The organism is Pseudomonas xanthosomatis (genome assembly GCF_019139835.1).
In the GTDB taxonomy this organism is placed as follows: domain Bacteria; phylum Pseudomonadota; class Gammaproteobacteria; order Pseudomonadales; family Pseudomonadaceae; genus Aquipseudomonas; species Aquipseudomonas fakonensis.
On the sequence record NZ_CP077075.1, the window covers coordinates 1,381,610 to 1,396,388 of the forward strand.

The following is a 14,779-nucleotide window of genomic DNA, read 5'->3' on the forward strand; positions in this document are numbered from 1 at the left end:
ATGCGACTAACAGGAAAAACCAGAAGCCTTTATTTCGGTAGAAACTCAAAGTACCCCCTAGGTACGCCAATCGGTGTATCGCCCGACATCACAGAATGGATGGCCCCCATCGTCTGATACGTATAATCGTGGCTGGCATCATTCAAGTCACGTTCCGCTGCCAGGCGCTTCCATTTTCTGCACCATGGTTCTCCGGGTGCTGCGTTATCGCTTAGCCCACACAACTTGCCGAATTGACGCTCCTCGAACGACCCCCAGGTGTTCTTGTAGTCCGACCGACGAATGTACGCACGGACCTTGACGCGCAAATGATCGGCAAGCAACTGCGCCAGGCTCTGGTTGGTCTGTGGAAAGAACTGGATGCCATCCTCGATCGGAAACTCCGAACGATTGCCCATCCCGGTCCGACACGCGTAGCTGTCGATCTGCGCTGAAGGTGCGAACGCCTGGGGCGAGATCTGTTCGTAGTTCAACACATTGAGCGCCATGTTGTAGTTGCTGGTTAAGTGGTAACCGAAGGCGATCCGATGCGGGACGCCATGGCTGAACAGCGACAGATGCTCGATGGGGGACTCGGTCCGATCCTTGCCTCGGTTCAGGTAATCGACCAGCTCTTGAAGGGTGGTGACGTTCACCAGCTCTTGGTCGCTGGATGGGTATTTTACTGGGGAACGGGGCAACTTTTGGCAGCGCTTTCCAAGACCTTTGCATAGTCCATGTAAGTATCCGGATCGTAGGGCTTGGCAACTATCTTGAAATGCGATTCATTGCTGGATCTGACATGCTGCCACACGATAAAAGCCCATTGGCGGCCTTCATGCTCTGCCAGAAAATCGAAGACATGCATGGTAAGGCGGCTATTCTCGTTCAGTCCCGAATACAGATAGCGCAAGTTCTTGTACCATCCTGGCGCCGCAGTAATGGCTTTGATTGCAGCTTTGGCGATGATATTTTCACGCTTATCCAAGTCATATGTACTACCAATGGTCAGCGTATTTGCCTGTTCCAACTCCGCCAATGGCGCAGGTAGCGGATGCCGACTGATGAGGCGCGAGTATCTGCAGTCGAATACCCATATCCCACTTTTCACATAATCATCGGCATAGATCACTACCCCGTTTCCACGGTCTTTTTTATACACGCTCGTCATGACCTTTACTCCATGGTTAGCCGCAATCAGTACCAAGGGAGAGATGATAATCAGAAAAAACCAGAATCCTTTATTTCGGTAGAAAGTCAAAGCAGCCTCCAGGTGCGCCAATCGGTGTATCACCTGACATTACAGAATGAATCGCACCCATTGTCTGGTACGTGAAGTCGTGGTTAGCCTCATTCGAATCACGCTCTTCTACCAGCCTTATCCATTTTTCGCACCATGCCCTATCAGGCGCCGCGTTATCGCTCAACTCACACAGTTTGCCCAACTGGCGTTCCTCAAAAGTCCCCCAGGTGTTCTTGTAATCCGACCTGCGAATGTAGGCACGCACCTTGACGCGTAAATGATCGGCCAGCAACTGCGCCAGGCTCTGGTTGGTCTGTGGATAGAACTGGATACCATCCTCGATCGGAAACTCCGAACGATTGCCCATCCCGGTCCGACACGCGTAGCTGTCGATCTGCGCTGAAGGTGCGAACGCCTGGGGCGAGATCTGTTCGTAGTTCAACACATTGAGCGCCATGTTGTAGTCGCTGGTTAACTGGTAACCGAAGGCGATCCGATGCGGGACGCCATGGCTGAACAGCGACAGATGCTCGATGGGGGACTCGGTCCGATCCTTGCCCCGGTTCAGGTAATCGACCAGCTCCTGAAAGGTATTGACTTTCACCAGTTCAGCACCGTAAGCGTCGGCAGATTCGCCCGCTGCATAGAGCATCTTTTCGTTGTAAGACGGCGTGAACACGATCAGCGTCCGCGCAGTGTCAGGCTTGCTGCGCCTGAATTCGGCCAGCTCACGCACGGCCTGGGCGATGAACATCATCTTGTTGCCCGAGCCCTCGTCGTGTTGGCTGCCAGCGACGGCGATCAACTCAGGCGTCAATGGCGCCGCCGAGGCGCTGCCGCCCGGACTGACCAGAGCCCTGGCCAGCAAGGCGCGGTGCTGCAGGTCCGGGTCGGCCAGCAGTTCGGCCAGGCGCGCGTCATCCACCGAACCGTCCGGGCGAATCGCGCCGAGCTTGGCGAAGTCGATGATCACCTGGGTTGCACCACCCGCGAACTGCATGCCACCAAAGACGTCCGGGCTGCCGCTGATAATGCTGCCGCCGTGGCTGGTCGGGGCGCCCAGGTAGGCCATTGGCCGGTATTCGACCGTAATGCTGGGGAAGCCTGCGGTGATGACCGCGCCGCAGCCACAGACATCGCCGACGCGGGCGATACCCAGCGAGTTGACCAATGTGTTGGGTGCGGCCGAGACGATGGGCGAGGTGCCGTGGCCGGGGATGGGGCAGGCGTGCAGGTCGCCAAGCCGAGCGATAGGGATCATGCCGTTCCTTGGTATCAACGAAGTATCGGAAAAGGCCACGGCCAGGCCGCGGACGAGCCCTGAAAGGGCGAGCGAAGACGGTATCCCCGGGGGGATTTCCGCTACAACGCGGCCATTTCCGATAGATACGTAGGAAGGTTCTGAGGTGTTTTTGAGATTGAAATATTGGGTATCAGCTTGCAAACCTGATCGCAGGCTTCGCCAGTACCCACAAGATCAATAGAGACATGATCACCGTGCATGCTGGCGGCAGCCTGTGATAGGGCCGCGCAGCGGCCCCTGAGAGGCTCAGGCAGGCTCTGCCTGCAGCGCCTCCTGCGCCTGGCGATAGCGCGCCAGTTCCTCGATGGTCAGCACCGGCAGGTTGTACTGCCGGGCGTACACCGCCACTTCTTCGCCCCGGGCCATGCTGCCGTCGGGGTTCATCAGTTCGCACAGCACCGCCGCCGGGCGCAGGCCGGCCAGGCGCGCCAGGTCTACCGAGCCTTCGGTGTGGCCGCGGCGGGCCAGTACGCCGCCGTCGCGGGCGCGTAGCGGGAACACATGCCCGGGGCTGACGATGTGGCGCTGCTCGGCGGTGGAGCGCAGCGCCGCCTCGATGGTGGTGATGCGGTCACGGGCCGACACGCCGGTGCTCACGCCTTCGGCAGCTTCGATGGTGACGGTGAAGCCGGTGCCATGGCGGGCCTGGTTGTTCTGCACCATCGGCGCTAGTTGCAGGGCGTCGACCGTGGCTTCGTCCAGGCACAGGCAGACGATGCCGCTGCAGTCGCGGATCATCATGGCCATGGTTTCAAGCGAGAGGTTTTCGGCGGCGGCGACGATATCGGCTTCGTCCTCGCGGTCGTCGTCGTCGAGCAGCAGCACCGGGCGCCCAGCCTTGAAGGCGGCGATGGCGGCAGTGACGTTGGGGTATTGCGAGTTGAACGGGGTAGGCATGAAACGCTCCTCGTGAATGATCGATGAACGTCTCGGGGCGAACACAATGCGCGCGCAGGGGCGCCCGGGCGGCCCCTGCCAAACGCCTTCTTTCATCCGGACTATGACCGTCGGCTCTGGAGTCGCACCAGATCTGCTGACCCCCGGCATGGCCGGGGCGCTCGCGGGCTCATCTTTCGATTTACCGCCGGTGGGGACTTTCACCCCGCCCTGAAGACCGCGCAAGCATACCCCGGAATGCCATCCGTGGGACAAGCCTGAGGTGTGCGACCTAAGTCGCAGCCTCAGATCCCGAGCGCGAAACGCACATAGCCCGGGTAGGCGCTTTCCCAGTCTTCCTGAAAGGTGTGGCCCTCGGCGTGTTCATGGCTCTGCACCTGGTTGCCCTCGGCGAAAGCCTGCTCGGTGGCGCTGGCCATCGTTGGCCGAAGCGGGAGCGGATTCTAATGGCGGGCAATGTCAATTGGCCGGCTTACGGTGTGTTGTTCAGCCCTTGATGCGCTTCCAGTCCAGGTCGAAGCGCGCCAGGTACTTGCGCAGGCGGTCGGCGTCGTTGGGCGTTTGCTTTTCCTGGCGCGACACCGCGAACAGCTGGCGCCCGGCCTCAGACAGGCTGGCCGCGCCCCGGCACACCTGCAGCACCGCCTGCAATTGCAACTGGTCGAACAGGTCCAGTTCGCGCTCGGCCAGCAGCGGCTCGGCCACCGGCTCCAGCCCCCAGGCATGGCGTAGCCGGCCGATTTCTTCCTCTACCAGCGCCTCGTCGATACGCCCGCTGTCGGCCAGGGTGGCCATGCGCGTGACCGAGGCCGACAGCTCGCGGAAGTTGCCGGCCCAGCGCGCTTCGCTGGCGTGGGCGAAGGCCAGGTAGCGGCGCTTGGCCTCGAGGTTGAAGCGCACCTGGCGGTTCTGCTCGCGGGCGTGGCGCTGCAACTCGAAGTCCAGGTTCGGCTCGATGTCTTCGCGCCGCTGCGCCAGGCCCGGCAGGGCGAAGGTCCACAGGTTGATACGGGCGAACAGGTCTTCGCGGAAGGTGCCGTCGGCCACCTTGGCGCGCAGGTCGCGGTGGGTGCCGGCAATCAGCTGGAAGTCGCTTTGCACCTCGCGGTCGGCGCCCAGCGGGAAAAAGCGCTTTTCTTCGATGGCCTTGAGCAGCATGGCCTGTTCATCAGCGCCCAGCTCGCCGATTTCGTCGAGGAACAGCATGCCGCCGTCGGCGGCGCGCAGCAGACCGTCGCGGGCGTTCTGCGCGCCGGTAAAGGCGCCTTTGGCATGGCCGAACAGCGCCGACATGGCGCCGTCGCCGCGCAGGGTGGCGCAGTTCACCTCGATGAAGCGCCCGGCCAGCTGGTGGCGGCCACGCTTGAGCTCGTGCACGCGGCGGGCGAGGAACGACTTGCCGGCGCCGGTCGGCCCCACCAGCAGCATCGGCGCCTTGGAGCGCAGGGCCACCCGCTCGATCTGCTCGATGGTGCGGTTGAAGCCTGCGTTACGCGTTGCGATGCCGGCCTTGAGCAGCGACTGGGCTTCGGCCTGCTCGCGGCGAAAACGCGAGGCGATCGGGTCGTAGCGCGACAGGTCGAGGTCGATCAGCGTGGCCTGGCCGGCCGGGTCGCCTTCCGGCTCGCGGCGGGGGGCAGTTTGCACCAGCCGCGCCGGCAGGTAGCGCGCCTCGGTCAGCAGGAACCAGCAGATCTGCGCCACGTGGGTGCCGGTGGTGATGTGTACCAGGTAGTCCTCGGCCTCGGTGTCGAACGGGTAGCCGCTGGCGAAGTCGTGCAGGGCGCCGTAGACCTCCTCGAAGTCCCAGGGGTTGGCCAGGGGCAGGCTGTGCAGGCGTACTTCGGTGCGTGGCGAGAGGCTGCGGATATCGTCGCGGATGCGCTCGGCCAGGCCCATGTCGCGCGCGGTGGTGCCGTGCAGCAGCTCCAGGCGGTCGATGGGCAGGTCGGGCTGCTGGCATAGCGCGACGCTGGGGCGCCAGTGGTTCCAGCGGTTCGCGCCCTTGCCTTTGCGGTCGAGGGTAGTGCCGAGAAAACCGATGGCGACGGTGGGCTTGCTCATCCGTAATTATCCGAAAATATAAAGTGCTAGCGCAGAATATAGGAATTCTCAGGGCCTGTTTTCAGCAGGGAGCTTCAATTTGAACCATTCGAGATAAATTAATCGTTATAAATCAATAAGTTGATTATTTATTTCATCTCGTTTTGAAAACCTGGCACGCCGCTCGCTATATCCCTTTCGACCGCATCGCCAGGCTGGCCCTCGGGACAGGGGTTATCGAAACCCCGCCGGTGCACGAACCCACGCAAGTGTCGGTGTCGTGCATGCCGCCACCGCAACGAACGGTCGCCGCCGTGCGCTCTGGTGAAAAGGGGCGTGCGGACACTGCTTCGGCCTCAAGCCGATCCATACCCTCCAAGGTAGTTACACCCATAGGCAATACCCGCCGGTGGGGTGCAGGCAACGCGAACAGGGCCAGGCTGGCCCGCTAAAGCGAATGGATGCCTGAACCCACCGCTGGCCCACCCGGCCCGCCGGCCGGGCCTGGCGCAACGAAGCTGGCCGCAGGGGCAACGCCCCCGGCCGCTGACTCCGCCAGGCTTCGCCCACGGCGCTCGGTGCTTCGGCGAACACCGGCACTCAAGGACAACGAGAAAGGATGAACACGATGAAACTGTTGAAACGCTTTGTGGTGAAGAAGAACGAACATGGCCTGCTGCTCAAGGACGGCGAGTTCGCCGGCATCCTCAAGCCTGGGCCACACCAGCGTTTTGACTGGCAGGGCCGGCTGACACTGGTGGCCTGCCCACAACATTCCCCGCTGTGCGACGAGCCGCTGGAGCGCTACCTGCGCCAATACGAGCCGGCGCTGGTCGAGCAGCATTTCGACACCCTGGACATGGCCGAGCATGAAGCCGGCCTGCTGCATGAGGATGGCAAGCTCAAGGAGCTGCTGGCCGCAGACAGCCGCCGCCTGCAATGGAAAGGGCCACAGGCGCTGCGTGTGGAGCGGGTTGATTTGACCCAGGGCCGGCGCCTGGATGCCGCGCTGCTGGCGCGCCTGCAACAGCCGGGCATCGAGGGCATGGGCAACGTGCTGCTGGTCAGCGTGCCCACCTTCAACGCCGGCGTGCTGCGCATCGACGGCGTGGTCAGCGCGTTGCTGCCGGTGGGCCAGCACGGCTTCTGGCGCTGCGGCGCCAAGGTCGAGGTGCAGACCGTCGATACACGCCGGCCGGTGTCCGAGCTGGACGCCGAGGAGTTTCACGCCCAAGGCATGGGTGAGCATTTCGTGGCCATGGACCTGGCCGCCGATGAAGTCGGCCTGCGCTTCGAGGACGGCAAGCTGGCCGAGATCCTGCCACCGGACACCCGCCGCCAGTACTGGAAGGCCCAGGCTCGCCAGGAGCTGCAGCGCGTCGACCTGAAGCAAGGCCTGCGCCTGGACGCCGGGCAGGTGGCGCGGCTGAACCGCCCGGGCGTCGCCGGCATGGAGCATGTGCTGCTGGCGCTGGTGCCGGCGTTTCATGTGGGTGTGCTGAAGATCGACGGCGTGGTGGTCGGTTTGCTCGAGCCCGGGCAGCATGGTTACTGGCGTTGTGGCAGCCAGGTCGAGGTGGAGATGGTCGACACCCGCCTGCAGGCGCTGGAGGTGAGCGGGCAGGAGATCCTCACCCGCGACAAGGTCAGCCTGCGCCTGAGCCTGGTGGCCAACTGGCGTTACCTGGATGTACTGGGGGCCCATGCGCGCATGAGCAAGCCGGTGGAGCACCTGTACCGCGAGCTGCAGTTCGGCCTGCGGGCAGCGGTGGGTACCCGCACCTTGGACGAGCTGCTGGAAGACAAGCAACTGATCGACGACAGCGTCACCGGTCACCTGCGTACGCAACTGCAGGGCAGTGGCCTGGAAGTGGGCAGCCTGGGGGTGCGTGACATCATCCTGCCGGGCGAGATGAAGACCCTGCTGGCGCAGGTGGTGGAAGCCGAGAAATCGGCCCAGGCCAACGTGATCCGCCGCCGCGAGGAAACCCAGGCGACCCGCTCGTTGCTGAACACCGCCAAGGTGATGGAAGGCAACCCCACGGCGCTGCGGCTCAAGGAGCTGGAAACCCTGGAGCGGGTGGCCGAGCGCATCGACCGGATCTCGGTGGTCGGCGGGCTGGACCAGGTATTGAACGGGTTGGTCAGCCTGAAGACCGGTTGAGCCGCCCGGCGAGCACTGCTCCAAAGGACCTACATCGATTTCGTGGGCTGGAACAGAACAAACAAGGAACAGCGTAATGAACATTCTCGAAGTCGCCGGCGGCAAGCCGATCAAACTGTGGACCGACGGCGTCCCCGTCGATGACGGCGCCCGTCGCCAGCTCAGCAACACCGCCCAAATGCCATTCATCTTCAAGCACCTGGCGGTCATGCCCGATGTGCACCTGGGCAAGGGCTCGACCATCGGCAGCGTGATCCCCACCGTGGGCGCGATCATCCCGGCGGCTGTAGGCGTGGACATCGGCTGCGGCATGATCGCCGCGCGCACCTCGCTGCATGCCCGCGACCTGCCGGATCACCTGCATGGCCTGCGCAGTGCGATCGAAAAGGCCGTGCCCCATGGCAAGACCTTCGGCCGCCGCGACCAGGGTGCCTGGGGCGATGTGCCAAACCACGCCGACCAGGCCTGGAGCGCCCTGGCCGGGCGCTTCAAGGCAATCACCGACAAGTACCCGCAACTGGAGAAGACCAACAACCGCCAGCACCTGGGCACCCTGGGCGGGGGCAACCACTTCATCGAGGTGTGCCTGGACGAGGCCGACCGGGTCTGGTTCATGCTGCACAGCGGCTCGCGCGGGGTGGGCAATGCCATCGGCAACCTGTTCATTCAACTGGCCCAGGCCGACATGCGCCAGCACATCGCCAACCTGCCCGACAAGGACCTGGCGTATTTCGAGGAAGGCAGCCGGCATTTTGCCGACTACGTCGAGGCGGTGGAGTGGGCCCAGGATTTCGCCCGGCAAAACCGCGAACTGATGATGCTGGCGGTGGTGGAGGCGACCCGCAAGGTGCTGGGCCGGCCATTCGAAGCGCGGCTGGAGGCGGTCAACTGCCACCACAACTATGTGCAGAAAGAGCAGCATTTTGGCCGCGAAGTCCTGGTGACGCGCAAGGGGGCGGTGTCGGCGCAGAAGGGCGAACTGGGCATCATCCCCGGCTCCATGGGGGCCAAGAGTTTCATCGTGCGCGGCCTGGGCAACGAGGAATCGTTCTGCTCGTGCAGCCACGGCGCTGGCCGGGTGATGAGCCGGACCCAGGCCAAGAGCCGATTCACCGTCGAGGACCAGCAGCGCGCCACCGCCCATGTGGAATGCCGCAAGGACAGCGCGGTGATCGACGAGATCCCCATGGCCTACAAGGATATCGACGCGGTGATGCAGGCCCAGCGCGAGCTGGTGGAAGTGGTGCACACCCTGCGTCAGGTGGTGTGCGTGAAAGGATGAAGGCAAGGAGCGATGACGATGCAACAGCAAGACCCCCACCCATTACCCGCTGCCATGCGTGCGTGGGTACTCGATGAACTGCAGCGTATCGAGGCCGAGCACCAGGTGACGGTGCTGTATGCCTGCGAGTCCGGCAGCCGGGCCTGGGGCTTCGCCTCGCCGGACAGCGACTTCGATGTGCGCTTTGTCTATGTGCCACGCACCGAGTGGTACCTGCGGGTGGACGAGCCGCGCGATGTGATCGAGCGGCCGCTGACCGATGAGCTGGACATCAGCGGCTGGGAGCTGCGCAAGGCCCTGCGGTTGATGCGCGGGGCCAACCCCAGCCTGCTCGAGTGGCTGGGCTCGCCGCTGGTTTACCGCGCTGACCCGCAGGCGCTGGCCAGCCTGCGTGAACTGGGGCAGGCGTTCTATTCACCGCGGGCGGTGCGCCATCACTACCTGTCGATGGCGCGCAAGAACCTGCGCGGCTACCTGTTGGGCGATACCGTGCGGCTGAAGAAGTACCTGTACGTGATCCGCCCGCTGCTGGCGGTGCGCTGGATCGACCAGGGCCTGGGCATGCCGCCGACGGCCTTCGCCGAACTGCTGGCAGGCACCGTGAGCGAGCCGCGGTTGCAGGCGGCTATCGATGCATTGCTGGCGGTCAAACGGCGTAGCGGCGAGGCGGCGCACGGGCCTCGGGATGAGGTGTTGCATGCTTTCATCGAGGCCGAGCTGGTGCGTGCCGAAGGCGTTCGGGAGGCGCCGGTGGCGCGAGGCGATAGCGCAAGGCTTGATGCCCTGTTGCGTGAGACGGTGCTGCGACATGGGTGCCAGCCGTAACAGCAACCGCAGGGCTTGGCACGGGCTTCGCCCGTGTTCGCGGGCAAGCCCGCTCCCACAGGGTGGACTGCCCCCAAGAAGTTGGACAAAAAATCCAACCCTTGGGGGACCTATGAGCAAATACACAGAGCAGTTCAAGCTCACAGCCATCTCAGCGTACCTGGATGGCAATAATGGCTTCCGCAAGGTGGCCCAGCTTTTCGGTGTCGACTACAGCTTGCTACGCCGGTGGGTTTCAAGCCATCAGAGCAAGTTCAGCCTTTCTCCGCGCTCTAACGGGCAGCGCTATGACGACGACTTCAAGCGGCAGGTGCTGAGCTTTATGCACGAGCATCGTCTTTCCATGCGTCAAACCGCAGCGCATTTTGGCCTCGGCCAATCGTCGCAGATAGGCAATTGGCAGCGGCAGTACTACAGTGGTGGCGTTGTAGCTCCTGTGGACCGCCAGAAAAAGCCGATCAAAGTGCCGAAGAAGATCAAACCAGCAAAACCCACAGATACCGACGACTCGCAAAAGCCCCGAGACCAGCTGTTGGCGGAGCTCGAATACCTGCGGATGGAGAATGCTGTCTTAAAGGAGCTCAAGGCTTTGCGGGAGGAAAAGGAACGAATACCAGGCAAAAAGTCCTGATCGCTTCCAAGCTCAAGCCTAGGTTCCCTTTGCCTGATCTGCTGCGGCTGATCGGGCTGGCTCGCAGCACCTTTTACTATCAGGTGCAGAGCCAGCAGAAGCCGGACAAGCATGCCGAGCTAAAAGAGAAGATTCAGCAGGTCTATCACAAAGAGAAAGGGCGCTACGGCTATCGACGCGTTGCACTCGTGATCAGGAAAGGTGGGGTGCTGGTCAACAAGAAGGTCATCGAGAAGCTGATGGTTACCCTGGGTCTGAAATCACTGGTGCGGCCCAAAAAATATAAGTCGTACCGAGGTACTGTTGGCAAGATAGCGACGAATCTGCTGGAGCGAAATTTCGTCGCCCAGCGTCCTAACCAGAAATGGGTGAGTGACGTAACCGAGTTCAAGGTGGCTCAACAGAAGCTCTACCTTTCGCCAGTGATGGATTTGTACAACGGGGAAATCATCGCCTACGAGACGGCTACTCGCCCTCAGTACAGCCTGGTTGGAAACATGCTCGACAAGGCGCTCAAGACCTTGGGAGAGAAGCCCAGGCTAGTGCTCCACACCGACCAGGGGTGGCAGTACCAGCAGGCTCAGTATCGCCACACGCTCCGCAGTCGCGGCGTGAAACAGAGCATGTCTCGCAAAGGCAATTGCCTGGACAATGCAGCTATGGAAAGCTTCTTCGGCACGCTCAAGTCAGAGTTTTTCTACCTCAAGCGTTTCGAGAGTATTGATGAATTGAAAGCGGGCTTGGATGAGTACATTCACTACTACAACCATGACCGCATCAAGCTACGGCTTAATGGCCTGAGCCCTGTCGATTACAGGACCCAGGCGGCAGCTTAAAACTGTCCAACTTTTGGGGGGCAGTCCAGGGATCGCGCCAGCTTTTAGAAATTGAGCAAGACAGTTGCTCCCACAGGGATTGCATGAGCCTCAGACCAGTGCCGTACCTGTAGGAGATCACCCAGCCCTCGGGGCTGCGCGGTCGCGCAGAGAACTGGGCACGAACCCGCCGCGGCCCCTGTGGGAGCGGGCTTGCCCGCGAACACCGGCGTAGCCGGTGCCACACACTGTGTCGCCTGCTTCGCGGTGGTTCGGCACCCCGACAAGCCCGCTCCCGCAGGTCCCTGCTAAACCAATGAGTTATGTGCAGTTCTATGAGAGCCGGCTTGCCGGCGATGAGGCCGGAACAGGCAGCACAAGACAGATGTTCCCACGCTGTATTCCCTATGCGACTACTGCGACAGGGTGTCGAGCACATGCGCCAGTGAGGCCGGCAACATCGGGCCGTGGCCCAGCCCGGCAAAATGCTGGTAGCGCACCTGCAGGCCGTCGACCTTGGCCAGCTTGGCAACCAGCTCGCGCATCGGCTTGCCGCTGTCCGGGCCGGGGGCGCCGCGTGGGTTGGACGGTTCGTCATCACCACGCATCAACAGCAGGTGCGGGCGGCTGTCACCGAGCCGCTGGGCCAAGCCGGGCAGATCGCGGTCGATGGCGCCGTCATGCCACCACAACGACGGGCTGGCCGCTGCATAGTCGCTGAACATGCCCGGGCGGGTGAGCAGGGTGTGCAGCACCGCCAGGCCACCGTAGGAGTGCCCCCACAGGGTCTGGCGTTGCGGGTCCAGTGGTGCGACGCCAGCCACCAGCGGGCGCATGCGCTGTTGCAGCAGGTCAAGGAAGGCATCCACACCACCACTCGGTTGGCCGGTCAGCGGGTCGCGTTGTTCGGCAAGGCCGGGCACTGACGGGGTGTAGTCCAAGGTGCGGGCGCCGCGTTCGATACGCTGTTCGCTCTGGTAACCGATGGCTACCAGCAGTGGTGCCTGGCCGGCGGCAAGCTGGCGCAATTGTTGGGCCTGCAAGGCGCCGATGGCGGCGTTGCCGTCGAGCATCCACAGCACCGGGTAGCCAGTGGCTGGCGCCGGGCGCTCGGGTTTGCCGACCCACAGACGGTAACGGCGCTGGCCATCGGCCGAGTCCAGGTCGATGTGGCTGAAGTGGTAGGGCAAATCCTGGCGTTGCAGCAGCGTTGTGTCCATCTGCTGTTCAGGCTGCGGCTGGGCATGGGCGCTGGCGGCCAACGCCAGCGCCAAGGCCAGGCCGAGGGCGATCTTGTTCATCAGGGTTCTCGTCGTGTCGTGCGTTACAACACCGCCGCGCCGTGGTTCGCGGCGCGGCGGGGGGCCTCAGAACGAGGCGGTGAGGCTGGTGTAGAGGGTGCGGCCCGGTTCGTTGTAGGTGGCCGCGCCGGCGCCAGCGATGTTGTTCACGCCCTGGGCGTTGCCGGCGCGGTACAGGCGTTTGTCGAACAGGTTGTCGACCCCGGCGGTGACGCTCAGGTTCTTGCTGATCGCATAGGTGCCGCTGGCACCGACCAGCGCGTAGGGCGCCAGTTGGTCGTTAGCCGAGCCGGTCACGCGGTCGCCGTGGTAGTCGTACTTTTTCGGCTTTTGCTTGCCGTACCAGGCCACGCTCAGTTGCAGCGACAGGTCATCGGTGGCTTGCCAATCGAGCATCGAATTGAGGGTGTAGGCCGGGGTCACCGACAGGGTGTCGCCGGTCTCCTTGTTTTTCGACTGCAGCATGTAGGTGAGGTTGTTGCTCCACTTCAGTTGCTCGTTCAGCGGGATGGTCAGGGTGCCCTCCAGGCCCTCGACCAGCGCCTTGGGGATGTTCTCCCACTGGTAGATCGCAGCGTTGGCGTAGCTGCCGGTACCGCCGGTGGCGTTGCCGATTTTGCTGAGGCCCGAGTCGATCTTGTTCTTGTAGTCGTTACGGAAGTACGTAAGCCCGGCCACCCAGCCGTCACGCTGGAATTCGATGCCCAGTTCCTTGTTGACGCTGGTCTCGGCCTTGAGGTTTTCGTTGCCTTGCAGGTAGCAGCTGGTGCTCTGCCCATAGCAGCCCTGGCCGCGGCTGTAGAGCAGGTAGTCGGGGTTCAGCTGGTACAGGTTCGGCGCCTTGTAGGCCCGGGCGATGCCGGCCTTGAGGGTGAGGCTGTCGGTCAGCGCGTGGGACAGGTTGAGCGACGGGCTCCAGTTGTCGCCGACGATGCTGTGGTGGTCGAAGCGCAGCGCCGGGGTGAGCATGGTGCCGGGCAGCAGCTCGATGTTGTCCTCGGCGAACAGCGAGAAGATCTGCGCCTGGGAGGTGGTGCTGCGGTTAGTGCTGGTCAGGCCGGCAACGCTGCCGCCCTCGCTGGTGGTCTGGGTGTTGGCGCTGGGGTCGTCGAGTTTCTGCTGGCTCCATTCGCTGCCCAGGGTCAGGGTCTGGTCGCGCCAGGCGTGCAGCGGCAGGTTGAGCTCGCCGTGGGCGGTGAGGTCGCGCAGGGTCGAGGTGTAGAAGTCGCTGTTGCTGAAAATGCCCTCGGTGCCGCCGGCCAGGCCCTCGTTGATGCGGCTGTTGCGGGTCTTGGCGTATTGCAGGTAGGCCATCGAGCTGCCGAAGTCCCAGTCGCCACGGTGGGTGATGGCGTAGTTCTCGCGGTACATGATGTTGGTTTCGCGGCCCAGCATGTTCTTCACGGTGCTGTTGGAGTTGGTGTTTTGCGTATCGCCGCTGTAGATGTTGCCCTGGCGGCTGAAGCCGGCCTCGACGTCCAGGGTCTGTTGCGGGGTCAGGTGCCAGCTGAGCAGGCCGTTGACGTCCTTGTTGCGCACGCCCTCGCGGCCGGCCGGCAGGGTGCCGACCTGGTTGCCGGTACGCGCCGATTCATGGCCCTGGTTGATGTCGGCATCGTCCGAATCGGTCTTGGCGACGTTGCCGTACACCCGGTAGCTGAGGCTGTCGGTGAGCGGGCCGTTGAGGCCGAAGCTCACGCGCTTGGTGGCGCCCTCGTCGCCGTGCTGCGGGAAGTTCTGGTACACCGTCATGTTGCCGTGGGTCTGGCTGCCGGCCTGCTTGGTGATGATGTTGATCACCCCGCCCATGGCCCCCGAGCCATAGCGCGCGGCGGCCGGGCCGCGGATCACCTCGATGCGCTCGACCTGGTCGGCCGGCACCCAGTTGGTGTCGCCACGGCTGTCGCGCTCGCCGCGCCAGCCGTAGCGCACGGCGTTGCGGCTGGCCACCGGTTTGCCGTCGACCAGGATCAGGGTGTTTTCCGGGCCCATGCCACGGATGTCAATCTGCCGGTTGTTGCCACGCTGGCCGCTGGTGGAGTTGCCGGTGAGGTTGACCCCCGGCATGGTGCGGATGATCTGCGACAGGTCGTTGGCCGGGGGGCGCTTCTTGATGTCTTCGGCGGTGATCACCGACACGCCCGGCGCCTGCTTGGTCTCTTCCAGTGCGGTGGCCACCACGTTCTGGCTTTCCAGTTCGATAGGTTCGGGCTGGTTGGCGGCCTGCACGGCACTGGCCAGCAAGCAGCTGGAAAGCAGCAGGAAGGGGGCGAAGGGGAGCGGGCGGGGCGACATG

At 63.2% G+C, this 14,779-nt stretch carries 11 protein-coding genes, 2 pseudogenes and 1 riboswitch; of the genes and pseudogenes, 5 read left to right on the plus strand and 8 right to left on the minus strand.

Annotation, left to right across the window (positions count from 1 at the left end):
• Positions 1 to 29: 29 nt before the first annotated feature.
• From KSS93_RS06130 to rtcR, 6 genes are all read right to left on the minus strand, one after another.
• Positions 30 to 635 (minus strand): hypothetical protein, encoded by a 606-nt coding sequence (locus tag KSS93_RS06130; protein ID WP_225917296.1) that lies wholly within the window; start codon positions 633 to 635, stop codon positions 30 to 32.
• Between the two features lie 26 nt (positions 636 to 661).
• The gene (locus KSS93_RS06135; RefSeq protein ID WP_217887548.1) at positions 662 to 1,240 is read right to left on the minus strand and encodes a hypothetical protein; all 579 of its coding nucleotides are present in this window, start codon (positions 1,238 to 1,240) and stop codon (positions 662 to 664) included.
• The gene (locus KSS93_RS06140) at positions 1,221 to 2,483 is read right to left on the minus strand and encodes a PAAR domain-containing protein (protein WP_217887549.1); all 1,263 of its coding nucleotides are present in this window, start codon (positions 2,481 to 2,483) and stop codon (positions 1,221 to 1,223) included. The genes KSS93_RS06135 and KSS93_RS06140 overlap by 20 nt, the downstream gene beginning before the upstream one ends.
• Positions 2,484 to 2,771: 288 nt before the next feature.
• A complete protein-coding gene (gene ribB, locus KSS93_RS06145; protein ID WP_217887550.1) occupies positions 2,772 to 3,422 on the minus strand; it encodes a 3,4-dihydroxy-2-butanone-4-phosphate synthase in 651 nt (216 codons plus the stop codon).
• Between the two features lie 80 nt (positions 3,423 to 3,502).
• A riboswitch (FMN riboswitch) is annotated at positions 3,503 to 3,644 on the minus strand.
• A 62-nt stretch (positions 3,645 to 3,706) separates the two neighbouring features.
• Positions 3,707 to 3,841 (minus strand): hypothetical protein, encoded by a 135-nt coding sequence (locus KSS93_RS26630; protein WP_263975042.1) that lies wholly within the window; start codon positions 3,839 to 3,841, stop codon positions 3,707 to 3,709.
• Positions 3,842 to 3,908: 67 nt separating this feature from the next.
• Positions 3,909 to 5,486, minus strand: coding sequence for an RNA repair transcriptional activator RtcR (rtcR, locus tag KSS93_RS06150; protein ID WP_217887551.1), 1,578 nt, complete (start codon positions 5,484 to 5,486; stop codon positions 3,909 to 3,911).
• Positions 5,487 to 6,711: 1,225 nt separating this feature from the next.
• Here rtcR and KSS93_RS06155 point away from each other — a divergent pair.
• The 5 genes and pseudogenes from KSS93_RS06155 to KSS93_RS06170 form a co-directional block, all read left to right on the plus strand.
• Positions 6,712 to 7,629, plus strand: a pseudogene (locus tag KSS93_RS06155) (slipin family protein); the annotation flags it as partial.
• A 76-nt stretch (positions 7,630 to 7,705) separates the two neighbouring features.
• The gene (locus KSS93_RS06160) at positions 7,706 to 8,911 is read left to right on the plus strand and encodes an RtcB family protein (protein WP_217887552.1); all 1,206 of its coding nucleotides are present in this window, start codon (positions 7,706 to 7,708) and stop codon (positions 8,909 to 8,911) included.
• An 18-nt stretch (positions 8,912 to 8,929) separates the two neighbouring features.
• Positions 8,930 to 9,736 carry a nucleotidyltransferase domain-containing protein gene (locus KSS93_RS06165; protein ID WP_217887553.1) on the plus strand — a complete coding sequence of 269 codons (807 nt, stop codon included), beginning with the start codon at positions 8,930 to 8,932 and terminating at the stop codon, positions 9,734 to 9,736.
• A 112-nt stretch (positions 9,737 to 9,848) separates the two neighbouring features.
• Positions 9,849 to 10,133, plus strand: a pseudogene (locus KSS93_RS26635) (transposase); the annotation flags it as partial.
• Positions 10,133 to 11,203, plus strand: a complete 1,071-nt coding sequence (locus KSS93_RS06170) for an IS3 family transposase (protein ID WP_263975038.1) — start codon at positions 10,133 to 10,135, stop codon at positions 11,201 to 11,203. The pseudogene KSS93_RS26635 and the gene KSS93_RS06170, both read left to right, overlap by 1 nt.
• A gap of 392 nt (positions 11,204 to 11,595) precedes the next feature.
• Here KSS93_RS06170 and KSS93_RS06175 read toward each other — a convergent pair whose 3' ends face one another.
• Together KSS93_RS06175 and KSS93_RS06180 are read right to left on the minus strand one after the other, a co-directional pair.
• Positions 11,596 to 12,483: an alpha/beta hydrolase gene (locus tag KSS93_RS06175; RefSeq protein ID WP_217887554.1), complete on the minus strand. Its 888-nt coding sequence runs from the start codon at positions 12,481 to 12,483 to the stop codon at positions 11,596 to 11,598.
• Positions 12,484 to 12,549: 66 nt separating this feature from the next.
• A complete protein-coding gene (locus KSS93_RS06180; protein ID WP_217887555.1) occupies positions 12,550 to 14,778 on the minus strand; it encodes a TonB-dependent siderophore receptor in 2,229 nt (742 codons plus the stop codon).
• Position 14,779 lies beyond the last annotated feature (1 nt).

Excerpts from the sequence above, each read along its gene's own strand:
- KSS93_RS26630 (WP_263975042.1), bottom strand. The coding sequence starts at position 3,841 with ATGGCCAGCGCCACCGAGCAGGCTTTCGCCGAGGGCAACCAGGTGCAG.
- rtcR (WP_217887551.1), bottom strand. The coding sequence starts at position 5,486 with ATGAGCAAGCCCACCGTCGCCATCGGTTTTCTCGGCACTACCCTCGAC.
- KSS93_RS06175 (WP_217887554.1), bottom strand. The coding sequence starts at position 12,483 with ATGAACAAGATCGCCCTCGGCCTGGCCTTGGCGCTGGCGTTGGCCGCC.
- KSS93_RS06165 (WP_217887553.1), top strand. The coding sequence starts at position 8,930 with ATGCAACAGCAAGACCCCCACCCATTACCCGCTGCCATGCGTGCGTGG.
- ribB (WP_217887550.1), bottom strand. The coding sequence starts at position 3,422 with ATGCCTACCCCGTTCAACTCGCAATACCCCAACGTCACTGCCGCCATC.
- KSS93_RS06180 (WP_217887555.1), bottom strand. The coding sequence starts at position 14,778 with ATGTCGCCCCGCCCGCTCCCCTTCGCCCCCTTCCTGCTGCTTTCCAGC.
- KSS93_RS06140 (WP_217887549.1), bottom strand. The coding sequence starts at position 2,483 with ATGATCCCTATCGCTCGGCTTGGCGACCTGCACGCCTGCCCCATCCCC.
- KSS93_RS06160 (WP_217887552.1), top strand. The coding sequence starts at position 7,706 with ATGAACATTCTCGAAGTCGCCGGCGGCAAGCCGATCAAACTGTGGACC.